The organism is Sphingobium cloacae (assembly GCF_002355855.1).
In the GTDB taxonomy this organism is placed as follows: domain Bacteria; phylum Pseudomonadota; class Alphaproteobacteria; order Sphingomonadales; family Sphingomonadaceae; genus Sphingobium; species Sphingobium cloacae.
In genome coordinates this window covers 2,371,195-2,388,324 of sequence record NZ_AP017655.1, presented here as the reverse complement: position 1 = coordinate 2,388,324, position 17,130 = coordinate 2,371,195, and the positions used below count along the sequence as shown (strand labels likewise).

The window sequence follows — 17,130 nt, the reverse complement described above, 5'->3', positions numbered from 1 at the left end:
AGCCGCCGATGAGCGAACAGGAAAGCGCCGCGATCGCCCCTCCGCCTCCCCCGCCCCCGCCTCTCCCGCCCTCGGCGGCGGACGTGCGCGGCCGGGTTCCGTGGACGATGCTGATCCTGCTGCTGCTGGCCTTCGTCATCGGCGTGGCGCTGACCATCTGGGCGATGCCGCTGATCCAGAAACGATGGATGACGCCGGCGCCGGCCATCCAGGCGGCCGCTTCGCTGCCCGGCGGGCCTGTCGCATCCGCCACCGCCATGCGCCCGCTCACCGCCGATGCCGCCGAGCTGCTCGACAGCCGCGTGGTGCAGCTGGAGGAAAGGCTGAGCCGCATCACCGTGGAGGCGCAGGCGGCGTCGGGCAATGCGACCCGCGCGGAAGGGATGCTGGTCGCCTTCGCGGCACGGCGGGCGCTCGATAACGGGGCGCCGCTCGGCTATGTCGAGGGGCAGTTGCGGCTGCGCTTCGGACAGGCGCAGCCGCGCGCCGTCGCCACCATCATCAACGCCGCGCGCGAGCCGGTGACGCTGGGCGACCTGCGCGGCGGCCTGACGCAGATCGCCGCCGAGATCACATCGCCCCCCCGCGACGCAAGCTGGTGGCAGGCGCTGGAGCATGAGGCGCGTGAGCTTATCACCATCCGCAAGGCATCCACCCCCTCCCCGCGCCCGCAGGCGGCGATGGAGCGCGCGCTTCGCGACATGGATGCGGGGCGGGTCGACGCGGCGTTGCAGGAAGTGCAGCGCATGCCCGACCGGGCGGCGGCGGACCGCTGGATGCAGTTGGCGCGGCGCTATCTGGAAGCGCGGCGGGCGCTCGACCTGATCGAAACCGCCGCCATATTGGAGCCGCGCCAGACGCGCGTGGCGGACGGCCTGCCCTCGCCCCCGGCTCCCTGAAGACTGTCACAAACGACGAATCGAGTGTCATCGGCGATGAAACCGATGGACGGTCGCCGCATTTGTCACGACAATGTCATCTTTGCCCCTGGGCTTGAGAAGGATTGCCTTGCCGTGCCTCCCTATGCGGATGCCATCGCGAATTTCTGGAAGGGCCGTTTCCCCGCCGGCCCGAAGGCCGTGGCGCGTCCGCCGATCCCGCACCTGCTGGGCAATGCGGCGCTGCCCTTCGATCTGGCGCGGACGCGCAAGAGCCTGCCCGAACTGGCGCAGGCCATTCGCGGGGACGGGCGGCATCTGCTGCTGATCCCCGGCCTGATGGCGGGAGAGCGGCGGATGGAGCCGCTGCGCGAGGTGCTGAACGCCGCCGGGTTCGACGCGCATGGCTGGGGGCTGGGCCGCAATCTGGGGCCGAAGATCGACAGCCTGGAGCAGATCGACCGGCGCGTCGACGCGATCCGCCGGTCGAGCGGCGCGCCGGTGACGCTGGTGGGATGGAGCCTGGGCGGGCTGTTCGCGCGCGAATATGCCAAGTTCGCGACGCACAAGGTCGGCGGCGTGGTGACGATGGGCACGCCCTTTTCCGGCGATCCGCGGGCCAATCATGCCTGGCGGCTCTATCAGTTCGTGGCGGGGCATCCGGTCGATTGCCCGCCCTTCGCCTGCCGCCGCGAGGAAAAGCCGCCGGTGCCGACCGTGGCTTTATGGTCGGCGCGGGACGGGGTGATCCTGCCCGAATGCGCGCGCGGGCGGAAAGGCGAACGCGACCGCGCGATCGAGGTCGACTGCACCCATATGGGCTTTGCCGCCGCGCCCGAAGGCATATTGGCGGTGGGCCGCGCGCTGGAAGCTATGCGCGCGAACTGAGCCGCGCCAGCGCCTCTTCCTTCCCGATCAGCGAGAGAAGCCGGCCCATATCGGGCCCATGATCCATGCCGGTGAGCGCGCGGCGCAGGGGCAGGAACAGCGGCTTGCCCTTGCGCCCGGTTTCGCCCTTGAGCGCATCGGTAAGGGCGCGCCATTCGCCGCCGTCGAAGGGAATCTCCATCAGCAGGCGATGGGCGGCGGAAAGGAAGTCGCGGTCCTCCGCCTCCGGTGCGGGCGCGTCGAACGGGCCGGTGACGATGCGCCACCAGTCCGCCGCCTGCGCGACGATTTCCAGATTGGGGCGGATCGCGTCCCATGCGGCTTCGTCCATGCCGGTGGGCAGGCGGCCGGCCACCGCCGCATAGGGGAGCATATGGACGATCTTCTGGTTGAGGGTCGCCAGTTCCCCCTCATCGAAGCGGGCCGGGGCGCGGCCGAAATGGGCGAAATCGAAGCTGTCGATCAGCGGCCGCACATCGGTGAAGGGCTCTATCGCCATGCTGCTGCCGAGGCGGGCGAGCAGGGAGAGGACCGCCATCGGCTCCAGCCCTCCCTCGCGGAAATGCGCGACGCCGAGCGAGCCGAGGCGCTTGGACAGCTTGCCTTCGCTGCCGGTCAGCAGGGCCTCATGCGCGAAGGCGGGGAGCCGCGCGCCCAGCGCGGCGAACATCTGGATCTGCGTCGCGGTGTTGGACACATGATCCTCGCCGCGCAGCACATGGGTGACGCCCATCGCGATATCGTCGATCACCGACGGCAGCATGTAGAGCCATGACCCGTCGGCGCGGCGGATCACCGGATCGGAGAGCAGCTTCGGATCGAAACGTTGCTCGCCCCGGATCAGGTCGTTCCAGAGGATCGGCCGGTCATGGTCCAGCTTGAAGCGCCAATGCGGCTTGCGGCCTTCCGCCTCACAGGCGGCGATCTGTTCAGGCGTGAGGCTGAGCGCCGCGCGGTCATAGACGGGGGGCAGGCCGCGTCCCAGCAGCACCTTGCGGCGAAGCTCCAGCTCCTGCTGCGTCTCATAGGCCGGGTAGACATGGCCCGATGCCTTCAAGGCCTCGAACTTCTCCTCATAGAGGGCGAAGCGATCGGACTGGCGCGCCTCATCGTCCCATGTCAGGCCCAGCCATGTAAGGTCGGCGCGGATGGCGTCGGCATATTCCGGGCGCGAGCGTTCAAGGTCCGTGTCGTCCAGACGGAGCAGGAACTTGCCCCCGCTCTTGCGCGCCCACAGCCAGTTGTGGAGCGCGGCGCGGATATTGCCGACATGGAGATGGCCGGTCGGCGACGGCGCGAAGCGGGTGATGACGGTCATAGGGTCCGGAAGGCGTTGGTGATCGGATAGCGGCGGTCGCGGCCGAAATTGCGTATGCCGAGCTTCACGCCGGGCGGAGCCTGACGGCGCTTATATTCGGCGATGTAGAGCAGCCGTTCGATCCGGGCCACGGTGTCGCGGTCGAAGCCGCGCGCGACCAGTTGCTCGACCGACAGTTCCTCCTCGACAAGGCCGTAGAGGATGGGGTCCAACACCTCATAGGGGGGCAGGCTGTCCTCGTCCTTCTGGTTCTCGCGCAGTTCGGCGGTGGGCGGCTTGGCAATGACGCGCTCGGGCATCACCGGGCCGGAGGGGCCGAGGCCGAGCGAGGGCCTGTTTTCGTTCCGCCAGCGCGACAGGTCGAAGACCGTGGTCTTGTAGGCGTCCTTCAGCACCGAATAACCACCCGCCATGTCGCCATAGATGGTGGCGTAGCCGACCGACATCTCGCTCTTGTTGCCGGTGGTGAGCAGCATGTGGCCGAATTTGTTGGAGAGCGCCATCAGCGTGACGCCCCGGATGCGCGACTGGATATTCTCCTCGGTGAGGTCGCGCTGGCGGCCTTCGAACGCATCGCCCAGCATCGCGTCGAAGGCTTCGACCGCCGGTTCGATGGGGATGCTGTCGTAGCGCACGCCCAGAAGGCGGGCGCATTCCCTGCCGTCGTCCAGACTTTCCCGCCCGGTGAAGCGGGACGGCATCATCACGCACCACACCCGGTCCGCGCCCAGCGCATCGACGGCGACGGCGGCGGAGAGCGCGGAGTCGATCCCGCCCGACAGCCCCAGCACCACGCCGGGGAATCGATTGCGGTTCACATAGTCGCGCAGGCCCAGCACCATCGCATTATAGATGTCGGCGGGATGGGCATCCAGTTCGTGGCGCTCGCCGGGCAGGCAGACCCACTGGCCGTCCCATTTCTCCCATGTGGTGAGCACCAGCGCTTCCTCCCAGTCGGGAAGCTGCTGCGCGATGGAAAGATCGCCGTTCATGACGAAGGAGGCGCCGTCGAACGCCAGTTCGTCCTGTCCCCCGACGCGGTTCAGGTAGACGAGCGGCAGGCCGGTCTCCCGCACCCGCGTCCCCGCGACGGCGTTGATGCGGCGGTCGTCCTTGTCCACCTCATAGGGGCTGCCATTGGGGCTGATGAGGATTTCCGCCCCTTCGGCCTTCAGATGCGCGGTGACGAAGGGGAACCAGATGTCCTCGCAGATCGGGACGCCCAGCTTCACGCCGCGAAACTCGATCGGCGCGGGCAGCGGACCGGGAGCGAACAGGCGTTTTTCGTCGAACGTCCCGTAATTGGGCAGTTCGCGCTTCTGCCGGATCGCCGTCACCGCGCCATTTTCCAGCAGCGCGACCACATTGAACAACACGCCCTGCGAGGCGACCACGGTGCCGACCAGCATGGCGGGGCCGCCATCCGCCGTCGCCTGCGCCAGCCGGTCCAGTTCCTGATTGGCGCGGTCGACCAGGGCGGGCTTCAACACCAGATCCTCGGGCGGATAGCCGATCAGCTGCAATTCGGGATAGACGATCAGGTCCGCGCCCGCCGCCCGGCCCCGCCATTCCAGCATCGCGTCGGCATTGGCCGCAAGGTCGCCCACGCTTTGTGTCATCTGGGCCAGGGCGATCACGAGTTTGTCGGTCATGGCCGGCCCCTAGAGCATTTTGCCGCGACGCGCAAAAGCGCCTTTCCACCGGGGGCCTGCGCCGCTAAAGGGGCGTCGATTTTCCGCACTCGTCATCATTCCGTCACGGGGTTTTCGCCATGAAGCTGATGTCCGGCAATTCCAACAAGCCGCTGGCGGCCGCCATCGCCGACTATATCGAGATTCCCCTGACCGACGCCAGCGTCCGCCGCTTCGCCGACGAAGAGGTTTTCGTGGAAATCCATGAAAATGTCCGGGGCGAGGACGTGTTCGTGCTGCAATCGACCAGCTATCCGACCAACGACAATCTGATGGAACTGCTCATCATGATCGACGCGCTGAAACGCGCGTCGGCCAAGCGAATCACGGCGGTCCTCCCCTATTTCGGCTATGCCCGGCAGGACCGGAAGCCCGGCCCGCGCACCCCGATCTCGGCCAAGCTGGTCGCGAACCTCATCACCACGGCGGGCGCGAACCGCGTCCTTTCGGTCGATCTCCACGCGGGGCAAATCCAGGGCTTCTTCGACATCCCGACCGACAATCTGTTCGGCGCGCCGGTGATGTCGGCCGATATCCAGGCCCGCTTCGGCGACCGCAACCTGATGGTCGTGTCGCCGGACGTGGGCGGCGTGGTGCGCGCCCGCGCGCTGGCCAAGCGGCTCGACAACGCGCCCCTCGCCATCGTCGACAAGCGGCGCGAGCGGGCGGGCGAATCGGAAGTGATGAACATCATCGGCGACGTGAAGGGCCGCTTCTGCGTCCTGATCGACGACATCGTCGATTCGGCGGGGACGCTCTGCAACGCCGCCGCCGCGCTCAAGGAAGCGGGCGCGGAGGAAGTCGCCGCCTATGTGACGCATGGCGTGCTGTCGGGCGGCGCGGTGGCGCGCGTGGAAGCATCGGCGCTCAGGGAACTGGTCATCACCGATTCGATCCAGGGGTCCGATGCGGTCTGCAACGCGCAGCGCATCCGCCATCTGCCCATCGCCCCGCTGCTGGGCGAGGCGATCAAGCGGATCGCGGACGAAAGCTCCGTCTCCAGCCTGTTCGATTGACCGGGAATCGCGGCGACCAGGGAAAGCGAAAGTCGCGCGGCGCGACTTTCAGGATGCGGCGGGCAGCAGGATCAGCGGAAGGCTGAGGATCATCGCCAGCGCCACGACGATCCGCTGGCCGCGCGAAATGCCCAGGGGGCTGCCCCGCCACAGCATCGGGCAGGCGAGCAGCGCCATCGCCAGCAGCAGCATGGACAAGGTGGCCGATCCGCCGACCGGCATGTCCTGCCGCAGGGCCAGCCCCGCGAACAGGCAGATGAAGCTCAATATCCAGCCGACCGGCGCCACCCCGCGCTCCCTCATTTGCGATGGAAGGGCAGCTTAGCGGCGGCAGGTTGCGGAAGGCTTAAACCTCGTCCGCCCAGGGATCGTAGCTGCCGAAGCTCCAGACGTTCCCTTCCGGGTCCAGCGCGGTATAGCCGCGTCCCGGATAGCCTTGATTGTCCTGCGGTTCCTGCACCACCACCGCCCCGGCGTTGCGGGCATGGAGGCAATGCGCGTCGGGATCGGGCACCACGACATAGACGCACCCCGTCACGCCGCCCAGGTCGCGCGCGGTGGACCATGTGTAGAGCGACTCACTCTCCATATCCTTGACGCTGCCCAGCATCACCATGCCGCCGTCCAGCACCAGCTGGGCGTGGTGGATGATGGAAGGATCGCCGGCATCCGCATAGACGGCGTGCCGGTCGAAACCGAAGGCTTCGCACAGGAATGCGATCGCGGCGGGCGCGTCGGCATAGCGAAGGCATGGAATGACGAGGGAACCGGGCATCTTGTCCTCCTGTGAAGAGAATCGCCTGCTGCCTCATCAGCCTAGCGCGAACCCTGCTTTGCCGCTAGGCGGGTGCCTATGACGACCCGCGACGACCTGACCCTCGCCCACCGCCTCGCCGACGCCGCCGGCGAAGCCATTCGTCCCTTCTTCCGCGCGCGATTCGACCTGGAGTTCAAGTCCGACCGGTCGCCCGTCACCGAAGCGGACAAGGCCGCCGAAGCCGCGATCCGCGCCCTGTTGGAAAAGGAACGGCCCGGCGACGGCATCATTGGCGAGGAATATGGCGCGACCCGCGAGGATGCGGAGCGGGTGTGGATACTCGATCCCATCGACGGGACGCGCAGCTTCGTCGCCGGGCGGCCGATCTTCGGCACGCTGATCGCGCTGACGCAGGCGGGATGGCCGACCGTGGGCATCATCGACCAGCCCATCGCGAAGGAGCGCTGGGCCGGGATGGTGGGCCAGCGCACGACCTTCAACGGCAGGCCCGTCCAGACCCGCGCCTGCCGCTCGCTGGAGGACGCGATCCTCGCCAGCACCGCGCCGCAGCTCTTCCCCGGCTGCACGGGCGAGCATTTCTCGCGCCTCGCCGCGCAGTGCCGCGACACGCTATGGGGCGGCGACTGCTATAATTACGCGCTCGTCGCGTCGGGTCATATCGACATCGTGGTCGAGGCGGGGCTGAAGCTGCACGACATCGCGGCGCTGGTGCCGGTGGTGGAGGGCGCGGGCGGGCGCATGTGCGACTGGGCGGGCGATCCGATCGACGCGCAGGGCGACGGGCGCGTGATCGCCGTGGGCGACCCGGCGCGGGTGGACGACATCATCGAGGCTCTTGCCCAAGGGCATGAGGGCCACTGACCGTCATGGACGAGGGCCGGTCTCTTCCCGCACCGCCGCGTCGAACGCGGCGAAGGTCGGCGCGTCGAAACAGACGAACATGACGTGCCGGAAGGAATCGGGCGTGGCGCGCAGTTCCTGATGCACCGTCCGGGCGGCGATCGTCGCGGCCTCCTCCCTCGGGAAGCCATGCGCGCCCGTCGAGATCGCCGGAAAGGCGAGCGACCGCAGGCCATGCTCCCGCGCCAGATGGAAGACGGACCGGTAGCAGGAGGCCAGCAGGCGCGCTTCGTCGCCATTCCCGCCGCGCCAGACCGGGCCCACCGCATGGATCACATGCCGGGCGGGCAGGCGATAGGCGCCCGTGATGCGCGCTTCCCCGACCGGACATTCGCCCAGGGTGCGGCATTCGGCCCGCAGGTCGGGACCGGCCGCGCGATGGATCGCGCCGTCGACGCCCCCTCCGCCCAGCAGCGAGCCGTTGGCCGCATTGACGATGGCGTCCACCTCGCAGCGGGTGATGTCGCCGGTCAGCACGCTCCAGCGCGCCCAGCCGACCATGTAGATGCGCCTGTCCTCCGGCATCCGCCTGCTCCTTTCCCCGCCGCGCCCAAAGCCCCGGCCGGCGGGCATGTCCGAATCGCCTTGCCTTTCCGCCACCTTGTCATTATGGCGCGCCCTTCGCGATATTTAAGGAAGGACTGCCCGGCCAAAAAGGGCTGCCGTGGCCGTCCGCAATCGTCGCGCTGGAAAAGGAGACGAAAATGCCCAAGCTCAAGACCAAGAGCGGTGTGAAGAAGCGCTTCAAATTCACCGCTTCCGGCAAGGTCAAGCACGGCGTCGCTGGCAAGCGTCACCGCCTGATCAGCCACAATGCGAAATATATCCGCCAGAATCGCGGCACTTCGGTCCTGTCCGACGCCGATGTGGCTCATGTGCGCCTCTGGGCGCCCTACGGCCTGAAGTAAGGAGTAGAGGCACATGGCACGCGTAAAACGTGGCACGACCACCAAGGCGAAGCATAAGAGGATTCTGGATCAGGCGAAGGGCTATTATGGCCGTCGCAAGAACACGATCCGCATCGCCCGCCAGGCCGTCGAAAAGGCCGGGCAATATGCCTATCGCGACCGCAAGGTGAAGAAGCGGACCTTCCGCGGCCTGTGGATCCAGCGCATCAACGCCGGCGTCCGCGCCGAGGGCCTGACCTACTCGCAGTTCATGCACGGCCTGAAGCTGGCCGGCGTGGAGCTGGACCGCAAGGTCCTGGCCGACATCGCGATGCACGAAGGCGAGGCGTTTAGCGCCATCATCGCCCAGGCGAAGGCCGCGCTGCCCGCGGCCTGAACCAGTCGATCGCAAGATCGTCCAAGGGGCGCCGGGGCAGATGCTTCCGGCGCCCTTTCGGTTTGGGCGGCACATGCTCGCCCGACCCTTTCCTTGGCGCGCCGGCCCCGCTAAGGCGCGGGCAGGTTCAAGCCAATCCGGCTATGGGAAGATCATGACCGAAATCAGCGCACTCAAAGCGGGCCTGCTGGCCGACATCGACAATGCCGACACGCTGGACGCCGTGGAGGCGCTGCGCGTCGGGGCCATGGGGAAGAATGGCGTGGTGACGGGCCTGCTCAAGACGCTCGGTCCCATGAGCCCGGAGGAGCGGCTGGAGAAAGGCCCGCCGATCCAGGATCTGCGCGAATCCGTGACGGCGGCGCTTGCCGGGAAGAAGGCGGCGCTGGAGCAGGCGGCGCTCGACGCGCGGCTGGCTTCGGAACGGATCGACATGACGCTGCCCGCCGACATCGGGCCGCAGGGGTCGGTGCACCCAGTGTCCCAGGTGATGGACGAGCTGGCGGAGATTTTCGCGGACCTCGGCTTCTCCGTCGCGACCGGGCCGGAGATCGAGGACGACTGGCATAATTTCACCGCGCTCAACATTCCCGAGACGCATCCGGCGCGGGCGATGCACGACACCTTCTACTTTCCGGATGCGGAAGACGGCGGCAGGATGCTGCTGCGCACCCACACATCCCCGGTGCAGATCCGCACGATGACGGCGACGCCTCCGCCGATCCGCATCATCGCGCCGGGCCGCGTCTATCGCAGTGACAGCGACGCGACGCACACGCCGATGTTCCACCAGATCGAAGGGCTGGTGATCGACAAGGGCATCACGCTCGGCCACCTCAAATGGACGCTGGAGACGTTCCTCAAGGCGTTCTTCGAGCGCGAGGACATCGTGTTGCGGCTGCGGCCCAGCTATTTCCCCTTCACGGAGCCTTCGGTGGAGGTCGATGTCGGCTACACCCTCGTCAACGGCCAGCGGGTGATCGGCGGCGACGGCGATGCGGCGGACGGCGGCTGGCTGGAGGTGCTGGGCAGCGGCATGGTGAACCGCCGGGTGATCGAAGCCTGCGGGCTCGACCCCGACGAATGGCAGGGCTTCGCCTTCGGCACCGGCGTCGACCGGCTGGCGATGCTCAAATATGGGATGAACGACTTGCGCGCTTTCTTCGACGGCGACCTGCGCTGGCTGCGGCATTATGGTTTCTCGGCGCTGGATGTGCCCACGCTGAGCGGAGGAGTGGGCGCATGAAGTTCACGCTGGGCTGGCTCAGGGAGCATCTGGATACGCAGGCGAACCTCGCCACCATCCTCAAGACGCTGAACGCCATCGGGCTGGAGGTCGAGGATGTCGAGAATCCGGCGGAGAAGCTGGGCGCGTTCCGCATCGCCAGGGTGCTGACGGCGGAGCGTCATCCGCAGGCGGACAAGTTGCAGGTTCTGACGGTCGACCATGGTGACGGGCAGCCCTTGCAGGTCGTGTGCGGCGCGCCCAATGCGCGGGCCGGGCTGGTCGGCGTGTTCGGGGTCGAGGGCGCGGTGGTGCCGGCCAACGGCATGGTCCTGAAGAAGACCGCCATTCGCGGGATCGAATCGAACGGCATGATGTGTTCGGCCCGTGAACTGGAACTGGGCGAAGATCATGAAGGCATCATCGAACTGGCCGAAGATGCGCCGGTGGGGCAAGCCTATGCCGCATGGGCGGGCCTCGACGATCCGGTGATCGACGTCAGCATCACCCCGAACCGGCAGGACTGCATGGGCGTGCGCGGGATCGCGCGCGATCTGGCGGCGGCGGGACTGGGGACGTTGAAGCCGCTCGCGATCCCGGTGGTCGAGGGGAGCGGGCCGGGTCCGGACGTGCGGACCGAGGATAGCGAGGGATGCCCCGCCTTCTTCGCGCGGACCGTGCGGGGCGTGACCAACGGCCAGTCGCCCGCATGGATGGCGCGGCGGCTGAAAGCCATCGGGCAGAAGCCGATCAGCACGCTGGTCGACATCACCAACTATGTCATGATCGACCTCGGCCGTCCGCTGCACGTCTATGACATGGGAGCGCTGAAAGGCGGCCTCGTCGCGCGCAAGGGCAAGCCCGGCGAGGAAGTGCTGGCGCTGAACGGCAAATCCTACACCGTCGACGGGACGATGACCGTCATCGCCGACGATGTAGCGGTGCACGACATTGGCGGCATCATGGGCGGCGAGCATTCGGGGGCGCAGGACAGCACGACCGACGTGCTGATCGAATGCGCCTATTTCACGCCGGAGCGGATCGCCGTCACCGGGCAGAAGCTGGCGCTGACCAGCGACGCGCGCGGGCGGTTCGAGCGCGGGGTGGACCCGGCGTTCCTGGACGATGGCCTGTCCATCGCGACCGACCTTGTGATGAAGCTGTGCGGCGGGACGCCGAGCGAGCCGACGCGGGCGGGAGAACCTCCGCTGGCGCCGAAGACACTGCGCTACGATCCCGCGCAATGCCTGGCGCTGGCGGGCGTGGATGTCGCGGCGGACGAGCAGAAGCGCATTCTGGAGAGCCTGGGCTTCGGCGTGGCCGCAGACGCGGGGGCATGGACGGTCACGGTGCCGACATGGCGGCGCGACGTGGACGGCTGGCCCGATATCGTCGAGGAGGTCGTGCGGATCGTGGGGCTGGACAAGGTGCCCTCCACCCCCCTGCCCCGCGCGCCGGGCGTGGCGCGGCCGACCGCCACCCCCGAGCAGATGGTCGAGCGCCGGGTGCGCCGCACCGCCGCCGCGCGCGGGCTGGCCGAGGCGATCAACTGGTCCTTCCTTTCCGAAAAGGAGGCCGCGAGCGTGGGCGGGGGCGACTGGACGCTCGCCAATCCCATTTCCGAGGATCTGAAGGTGATGCGGCCTTCGCTGCTGCCGGGGCTGCTGTCGGCCACGCGGCGCAACATGGATCGCGGCGCGGCTTCGGTACGGCTGTTCGAGCTCGGGCGGCGCTATTTCTCTGATCGGGAGCGCGCGACCGTGGGCTTCGTGCTGGCGGGCGAGAAGACGCCGCGCGGCTGGCAGACCGGCAAGGCGCAGCCCTTCGCCGCCCATGACGCGAAAGCCGAAGCCGCCGCCCTGCTCGCGGCGGCGGGCGCGCCGGTCGGCAATTTGCAGAGCTTCGGCGAGGCTTCGGGGGCCTATCATCCCGGCCAGTCGGGGACGCTGCGGCTTGGCCCCAAGACGGTGCTGGCGGAATATGGCGTGCTGCATCCGGGCGTCGCGAAGCAGTTCGGCCTGACCGGCGCGGTGGTCGCGGGCGAGATCTTCCTCGATGCGATTCCGGCGAAGCGCAAGGCCGGCTTCATGCGCGCGCCCTATGCGCCGCCCGCCTTGCAGGCGGTGAAGCGGGACTTCGCCTTCCTCGTCCCCGAAGCGGTGGAAGCCGATGCGCTGGCGCGCGCGGTGCGGAACGCGGACAAGAAGGCGATCGTCGAGGCGCGATTGTTCGACATGTTCGCCGGGCCGGGCGTGGAGCAAGGGTATAAATCCCTCGCCATCGAAGTGACGTTGCAGCCGGGGGAGAAGAGCTTTTCCCAGGAGGAACTGGACGCGATCAGCGGCGCGGTGGTGAAGGCGGCGGAAAAGCTGGGCGGGACGTTGCGGGGGTAAAGGCCGAGACTGTTGAAAAAGTCGTTGGGTTGACGGCGGTGCTTGGCAGTGGAGCGACGATCGCCGATGCAATCGAGGGCTGTATTATCCAGTCATGCTTGCCGGTCTGGTGAGCAGACGGAGGTTCTGGGCCGATGCCGCCATCAAGAACTCCTCTGCCGCTCCGCTGAGCCCTTTCAACTTCAACCTTCGGATGCCCATGGTACGTTTGAGATGGCCGAAGAGCCGCTCGATACGCCTTCGCAATCGTCGGGATCGGGCATAGTCATCGGTCTGCGCGAGGGCCTGGGCGCGATCCCGCGCCTCCTGATCGAACGAACGGGTCAGCGTCCGCCGTGTCCCTGTAGTGCATTGCTCGCGAACGGGACAGGCTTTGCAGTCGCTGCCTTTCGGACGGTAGAAATGCACGCGATGCGCTCGATCGTCGCCACGATATGTCAGCGATCTTCCTCCGGGACAGGTGAAGCTGTCGTTCTGGGGGTCATAGGTGAAGTCATCCCGGCTGAAGATGCCCGGCACCTGGCGCTGGCGGTCGATGACCGGGATATGCGGCACAATCTCGCGATCGAACAGCCAAGCAAGCAGCAGGCCACTGCCATAGGCCTTGTCGGCGGCAATGCGTTTGGGCGTGATACCGAGACGCTGACCGACGCGCTCCACCATGACCCGCGTCGTCGCCACCTCCGCCGCGAAGCGTGCCGGACTGGCCTCGACATCGAGGATGCAGCCGGTCTCGGTGTCGATCATGGAGTTGGTGGCGTAGGCAAACCGGGCGCGGCCATGCTTTGACGACCACGCACTTTGTGGGTCGATCGGCGACACATGCTTGGGCGTGGATGGCTCCGGCTCATCCGGTGGCGTCGGCAGCGCCGCATCGAGGGCGGCGAGATATTCGCGCACCGCGCGGCTGCTGCGGTACTGGCCGCGCAGGGTATCGGGCGCTTCGCTCCCCGGCAGCTTATGCTCATAGTTGGCGTCGGCTTCGACCATGCTGGCGTCCACGGCGGTGTCGTGGCCGATCACGAGCCCCGCCTCGACACAGCGGCGGACGACCTCATCGAACAGCAACCGGTGCAACTCTCCGTCGCGGAAGCGGCCATAGCGGTTCTTGCTGAAGGTCGAATGGTCCGGCACGCGACCGTCCAGATCAAGGCGGCAGTACCAGCGATAGGCAAGGTTGAGATGCACTTCCTCGCATAGCCTGCGCTCGGACCGGATGCCGAAAAGATAGCCCACCAGCAGCATCCGCATCATCAGTTCGGGATCGATCGATGGTCGCCCCATCGCGCTGTAGCTGCTGGCGAGATGTTCGCGCACGAAGCCGAAATCCAGAACCGTATCAATCCGCCGCAGCAGATGATCCGCTGGCACATGATCGTTCAGCCGAAACTCGTAAAACAGCCGATCCTGCCCATCCAGCTTACCCATCATCGCCGCATCTCCCGACTACACTCGCGATGGAATCACTCCCCCAGCCGCAACTCAAGCGACTTTTTCAACAGTCTCGACGGTATTCGATCCACAGTCTTGGCAGCTATCGGCCAGAAGGGGACACTCCTTCATTCGTTCGGGCTGAGCGAAGTAGAAGCTTTCCACCGAACGAAGTGAGGTGTTGCCTTCGACTTCGCTCAGGCTGACCCTTCGACAAGCTCAGGGCGAACGGGGGTTGGCATCTAAGCCGCGACAGTCCGCTCCCCACCCCAGAACAGCCTTTTTCCGAACCGCTCGCATTTTCCTACGGCCGCGTTAACCAAATATTGGCATAAGGCTTGCTCTAATGATCCCCGCTAGCAAAGGGGATTGTTCACGTGTCGGCATTTGCGGACATCACAGTGCAGGGGGCTTCGACCGGCAATCGCGTCACCAACGCGATCGCCATGGCCAGCCGCCGCACGGGCGTCGATTTCGGTTACCTGCTGGGGCAGGCGAAGATCGAAAGCAGCCTCAATCCCCATGCGCGCGCGGCCACATCGTCCGCGCGGGGGCTTTATCAATTCATCGACCAGAGCTGGCTTGCCGTCATCGACAAGCATGGCAGCGAATATGGGCTGGGCTGGGCCGCCGACGCGGTCAGCCGGGGCGCCAATGGCCGCTATTATGTGTCGGACCCGGACTTGCGGCAGCAGATCCTCGACCTGCGCAACCATCCGGAGACGGCTTCGGTCATGGCGGCGGAACATGCCGCCGACAACAAGGCCTATCTGGAGCAGCGGCTGGGGCGCGAGGCGCAGCCGGTCGATCTTTATCTCGCGCATTTCCTGGGCGTGGGCGGGGCGGCGAAGTTCCTGTCCAGCCATGACCGCGCGCCGCAAGCGACGGCGGCTTCGCTGTTCCCGGCGGCGGCGCGGGCCAATCGCTCGATCTTCTACGACAAGCAGGGCCATGCCCGCAGCTTCGCCGACATTCGCGACCGCTTCAACGCCAAGTTGCAGAAGGGCATGGATTCGCTGGGCGGAGAGGTGCGCTATGCCGATGCGGCGCTGCCCACCGGCGCGAAGGCCGTCCAGCCCGCCGACTATGTGCGGATCGAAACCCAGCGCCTTGCCAGCGCGGCCGACGTGAGCGTCCGGCCGCAGCCGCAGACGGCGCGTCTCGCCTATCTCATGCTCGCCACCCTCGGAAGGTAACGGCTTCTTATGACTCCCGCCCAGGTCAAGACGAAAATCTGGATGAACGCCGCCAGGGGCGCGGTGCTGCCCATCGCGACGCTGATGGTCGTGCTGTTCATGATGGTGCCGGTGCCGGCGGTGATGCTGGACATCGGGTTCATCACCAACATCATGATCTCCCTCGCGGTGTTGATGGTGGCGCTGAATGCCGCCAAGCCGCTCGATTTCTCCAGCTTTCCAACGGTGCTGCTGTTCGCGACCTTGCTGCGGCTGGCGCTCAACGTGGCGTCCACGCGCGTGGTGCTGGTGTCGGGCCATGAAGGATCGGACGCGGCGGGCCATGTGATCGAAGCCTTCGGCCATTTCCTGATCGGCGGCGATTATGTCGTCGGCATCTTCGTCTTCGCGATCCTGATGATCATCAACCTGGTCGTCATCACCAAGGGCGCGGGGCGCGTGTCGGAAGTCAGCGCGCGCTTCACCCTCGACGCCCTGCCGGGCAAGCAGATGGCGATCGACGCGGACCTGAATGCGGGCCTGCTGACCCCGGAGGAAGCCAAGGTGCGCCGCCGGGAAGTGGCGACCGAGGCCGATTTCTACGGCTCCATGGACGGCGCGAGCAAGTTCGTGAAGGGCGATGCGGTCGCGGGCATCCTGATCCTGGTCATCAACATCGTGGGCGGCATCATATTGGGCGTGGCGAGCCATGGGCTGGCCATCGGCGAGGCGGCGCAGACCTATATCGTGCTGGCCATCGGCGACGCGCTGGTGGCGCAGGTGCCCGCGCTGCTGCTTTCCATCGCGGCGGCGGCGATCGTCACCCGCGTCGGCAGCGAACAGGATCTGGGCGGGCAGATCGCCAGCCAGTTCGGTTCGGGCCGGGCATGGGTGCCGGTGGCGGCGATCCTCGCCTTCCTCGGCGTGCTGCCGGGCATGCCGCATATGATCATCCTGCCCGCTGCGGCGGTGGCCGGCTTCATCGCATGGCAGCTGCGCAAGGCGAGCCAGCGCAAGGCGGCGGAACCCGCGCCCGCCCCCGCGCCCGCCAATCCGGCGGTGATCGAATGGGACGACGTGTCCGACGGCGCGATCCTGGGGCTGGAGATCGGCTATGGGCTGATCGGGCTGGTCGACGAGCGCAAGGGCGCGCCGCTGATGGCGCGGATCACCGGCATCCGGCGGCAGCTTTCCAAGGAACTGGGCTTCGTGGTGCCGATGGTGCGGGTGAAAGACAACCTGTCGCTGGAACCCAACCAGTATCGCATCACCATCGCCGGCGTGGTCGTGGGCGAGGATGAGATCTGGCCCGAGGACCTGCTGGCGCTCGATAGCGGCGCGCTGGAAGGCACGGTGTCCGGGCGCGAGACGAAAGACCCGACCTTCGGGCTGGAGGCGGTGTGGATTTCGCCCGCCAAGCGCACGGAAGCGGTGGTCGCGGGCTATACGGTGGTCGATCCGCCGACGGTCGTGGCGACGCACCTCAACCAGCTGATCGCCATGAATGCGAGCGAGATGTTCGGGCTGGACGAGGCGCGCAAGCTGCTCGACAACCTCAAGGACGCCGCGCCGCAACTGGTGGACGGGCTGACGCCGGGGCTGCTCAGCCTCACGCAGATTTCCGCGCTGTGCCGCGCGCTGCTGTCCGAAGGGATCGCGCTCAAGGACTTCCGCCGCATCTGCGAGGCGATGGTCGACGCCGCGCGGCCCGACATGACGCACGAACAGCTTGTCGAAGCGGTGCGGCAGCGGATCGGGGCGCTGATCATCCAGGGGCTGGTGCCGGTGAAGATGCCGCTGCCGGTCATCACGCTGGACGGCGATCTGGAGGCGCTGCTGGCGCAGGCGATGCGGGTCGCGGGCGATGCCAGGCATCCCATCGAACCGGCGCTCGCCAACCGCATCATCGAGGCGGTGGTGCAGGCGGCGCGGCCCCTGCTGGGGCAGGCGCGGAATTTCGCCATCGTGACGTCGCCCGTGGCGCGCCGGGCGCTGGCGCGGCTGTTCAAGCCGCATCTGCCGGAAACGCCGGTGCTGTCCTTCCTGGAAATCCCGGACGGCAAGGGAGTCGAAGTCGCGGCCGTGGTCGGCGGCGAGCAGCGGCCCATCCCGCGCCATGATCCCGCGCCCGCCCGCGAGCGGGTCGCGTAAGG

General features: G+C 67.2%; 16 protein-coding genes. 10 read left to right on the top strand and 6 right to left on the bottom strand.

Translation table 11 applies throughout. The features are described 5' to 3' along the window. Positions 1–8: 8 nt before the first annotated feature. Both SCLO_RS11925 and SCLO_RS11920 read left to right on the top strand, forming a co-directional pair. The gene (locus SCLO_RS11925) at positions 9–899 is read left to right on the top strand and encodes a hypothetical protein (protein ID WP_066517929.1); all 891 of its coding nucleotides are present in this window, start codon (positions 9–11) and stop codon (positions 897–899) included. A 114-nt stretch (positions 900–1,013) separates the two neighbouring features. Next, complete coding sequence (locus SCLO_RS11920) at positions 1,014–1,766, top strand: esterase/lipase family protein (RefSeq protein ID WP_066517930.1); 753 nt, start codon at positions 1,014–1,016, stop codon at positions 1,764–1,766. On the opposite strand, the gene gltX is transcribed toward SCLO_RS11920, so the two are convergent. Together gltX and SCLO_RS11910 are read right to left on the bottom strand one after the other, a co-directional pair. Then, positions 1,750–3,084, bottom strand: a complete 1,335-nt coding sequence (gene gltX, locus SCLO_RS11915; RefSeq protein ID WP_066517899.1) for a glutamate--tRNA ligase — start codon at positions 3,082–3,084, stop codon at positions 1,750–1,752. The genes SCLO_RS11920 and gltX overlap by 17 nt on opposite strands. Next, positions 3,081–4,736, bottom strand: coding sequence for an NAD+ synthase (locus tag SCLO_RS11910; protein WP_066517903.1), 1,656 nt, complete (start codon positions 4,734–4,736; stop codon positions 3,081–3,083). The genes gltX and SCLO_RS11910 overlap by 4 nt, the downstream gene beginning before the upstream one ends. Positions 4,737–4,855: 119 nt before the next feature. On the opposite strand from SCLO_RS11910, the gene SCLO_RS11905 reads away from it, so the two are divergent. Next, positions 4,856–5,791, top strand: coding sequence for a ribose-phosphate pyrophosphokinase (locus SCLO_RS11905; RefSeq protein WP_066517911.1), 936 nt, complete (start codon positions 4,856–4,858; stop codon positions 5,789–5,791). A gap of 48 nt (positions 5,792–5,839) precedes the next feature. Here SCLO_RS11905 and SCLO_RS11900 read toward each other — a convergent pair whose 3' ends face one another. Beyond that, complete coding sequence (locus SCLO_RS11900) at positions 5,840–6,079, bottom strand: hypothetical protein (RefSeq protein WP_066517913.1); 240 nt, start codon at positions 6,077–6,079, stop codon at positions 5,840–5,842. A gap of 58 nt (positions 6,080–6,137) precedes the next feature. Further along, positions 6,138–6,566 carry a VOC family protein gene (locus tag SCLO_RS11895; RefSeq protein WP_066517916.1) on the bottom strand — a complete coding sequence of 143 codons (429 nt, stop codon included), beginning with the start codon at positions 6,564–6,566 and terminating at the stop codon, positions 6,138–6,140. A gap of 78 nt (positions 6,567–6,644) precedes the next feature. Here SCLO_RS11895 and hisN point away from each other — a divergent pair, with 78 nt between their 5' ends. Beyond that, positions 6,645–7,430: a histidinol-phosphatase gene (gene hisN / locus SCLO_RS11890; protein ID WP_066517919.1), complete on the top strand. Its 786-nt coding sequence runs from the start codon at positions 6,645–6,647 to the stop codon at positions 7,428–7,430. Between the two features lie 3 nt (positions 7,431–7,433). Here the strand turns inward: hisN and SCLO_RS11885 are convergent, their stop codons facing one another. Then, positions 7,434–7,994: an O-acetyl-ADP-ribose deacetylase gene (locus SCLO_RS11885; protein WP_231923221.1), complete on the bottom strand. Its 561-nt coding sequence runs from the start codon at positions 7,992–7,994 to the stop codon at positions 7,434–7,436. A 179-nt stretch (positions 7,995–8,173) separates the two neighbouring features. On the opposite strand from SCLO_RS11885, the gene rpmI reads away from it, so the two are divergent. From rpmI to pheT, 4 genes are all read left to right on the top strand, one after another. After that, positions 8,174–8,377: a 50S ribosomal protein L35 gene (gene rpmI / locus SCLO_RS11880; protein ID WP_004208916.1), complete on the top strand. Its 204-nt coding sequence runs from the start codon at positions 8,174–8,176 to the stop codon at positions 8,375–8,377. 13 nt (positions 8,378–8,390) lie between these two features. Continuing rightward, positions 8,391–8,753 (top strand): 50S ribosomal protein L20, encoded by a 363-nt coding sequence (gene rplT, locus SCLO_RS11875; RefSeq protein ID WP_007689504.1) that lies wholly within the window; start codon positions 8,391–8,393, stop codon positions 8,751–8,753. Positions 8,754–8,907: 154 nt separating this feature from the next. Further along, positions 8,908–9,999, top strand: coding sequence for a phenylalanine--tRNA ligase subunit alpha (gene pheS / locus SCLO_RS11870; protein ID WP_066517933.1), 1,092 nt, complete (start codon positions 8,908–8,910; stop codon positions 9,997–9,999). Further along, complete coding sequence (gene pheT / locus SCLO_RS11865) at positions 9,996–12,371, top strand: phenylalanine--tRNA ligase subunit beta (RefSeq protein WP_066517921.1); 2,376 nt, start codon at positions 9,996–9,998, stop codon at positions 12,369–12,371. The genes pheS and pheT overlap by 4 nt, the downstream gene beginning before the upstream one ends. Positions 12,372–12,455: 84 nt before the next feature. Here the strand turns inward: pheT and SCLO_RS11860 are convergent, their stop codons facing one another. Continuing rightward, positions 12,456–13,802, bottom strand: a complete 1,347-nt coding sequence (locus SCLO_RS11860) for an IS1182 family transposase (protein ID WP_096362099.1) — start codon at positions 13,800–13,802, stop codon at positions 12,456–12,458. Between the two features lie 377 nt (positions 13,803–14,179). Here SCLO_RS11860 and SCLO_RS11855 point away from each other — a divergent pair, with 377 nt between their 5' ends. Together SCLO_RS11855 and flhA are read left to right on the top strand one after the other, a co-directional pair. After that, the gene (locus SCLO_RS11855; RefSeq protein ID WP_066520393.1) at positions 14,180–14,998 is read left to right on the top strand and encodes a lysozyme family protein; all 819 of its coding nucleotides are present in this window, start codon (positions 14,180–14,182) and stop codon (positions 14,996–14,998) included. A gap of 9 nt (positions 14,999–15,007) precedes the next feature. Further along, positions 15,008–17,128 carry a flagellar biosynthesis protein FlhA gene (gene flhA / locus SCLO_RS11850; protein ID WP_066520391.1) on the top strand — a complete coding sequence of 707 codons (2,121 nt, stop codon included), beginning with the start codon at positions 15,008–15,010 and terminating at the stop codon, positions 17,126–17,128. Positions 17,129–17,130: the final 2 nt, after the last annotated feature.

Bases quoted from the DNA above. Each gene is read 5' to 3' on its own strand.
- SCLO_RS11925 (WP_066517929.1), top strand. From the start codon at position 9: ATGAGCGAACAGGAAAGCGCCGCGATCGCCCCTCCGCCTCCCCCGCCC.
- gltX (WP_066517899.1), bottom strand. From the start codon at position 3,084: ATGACCGTCATCACCCGCTTCGCGCCGTCGCCGACCGGCCATCTCCAT.
- SCLO_RS11910 (WP_066517903.1), bottom strand. From the start codon at position 4,736: ATGACCGACAAACTCGTGATCGCCCTGGCCCAGATGACACAAAGCGTG.
- SCLO_RS11905 (WP_066517911.1), top strand. From the start codon at position 4,856: ATGAAGCTGATGTCCGGCAATTCCAACAAGCCGCTGGCGGCCGCCATC.
- SCLO_RS11895 (WP_066517916.1), bottom strand. From the start codon at position 6,566: ATGCCCGGTTCCCTCGTCATTCCATGCCTTCGCTATGCCGACGCGCCC.
- hisN (WP_066517919.1), top strand. From the start codon at position 6,645: ATGACGACCCGCGACGACCTGACCCTCGCCCACCGCCTCGCCGACGCC.
- SCLO_RS11885 (WP_231923221.1), bottom strand. From the start codon at position 7,994: ATGCCGGAGGACAGGCGCATCTACATGGTCGGCTGGGCGCGCTGGAGC.
- rpmI (WP_004208916.1), top strand. From the start codon at position 8,174: ATGCCCAAGCTCAAGACCAAGAGCGGTGTGAAGAAGCGCTTCAAATTC.
- rplT (WP_007689504.1), top strand. From the start codon at position 8,391: ATGGCACGCGTAAAACGTGGCACGACCACCAAGGCGAAGCATAAGAGG.
- pheS (WP_066517933.1), top strand. From the start codon at position 8,908: ATGACCGAAATCAGCGCACTCAAAGCGGGCCTGCTGGCCGACATCGAC.
- pheT (WP_066517921.1), top strand. From the start codon at position 9,996: ATGAAGTTCACGCTGGGCTGGCTCAGGGAGCATCTGGATACGCAGGCG.
- SCLO_RS11860 (WP_096362099.1), bottom strand. From the start codon at position 13,802: ATGATGGGTAAGCTGGATGGGCAGGATCGGCTGTTTTACGAGTTTCGG.
- flhA (WP_066520391.1), top strand. From the start codon at position 15,008: ATGACTCCCGCCCAGGTCAAGACGAAAATCTGGATGAACGCCGCCAGG.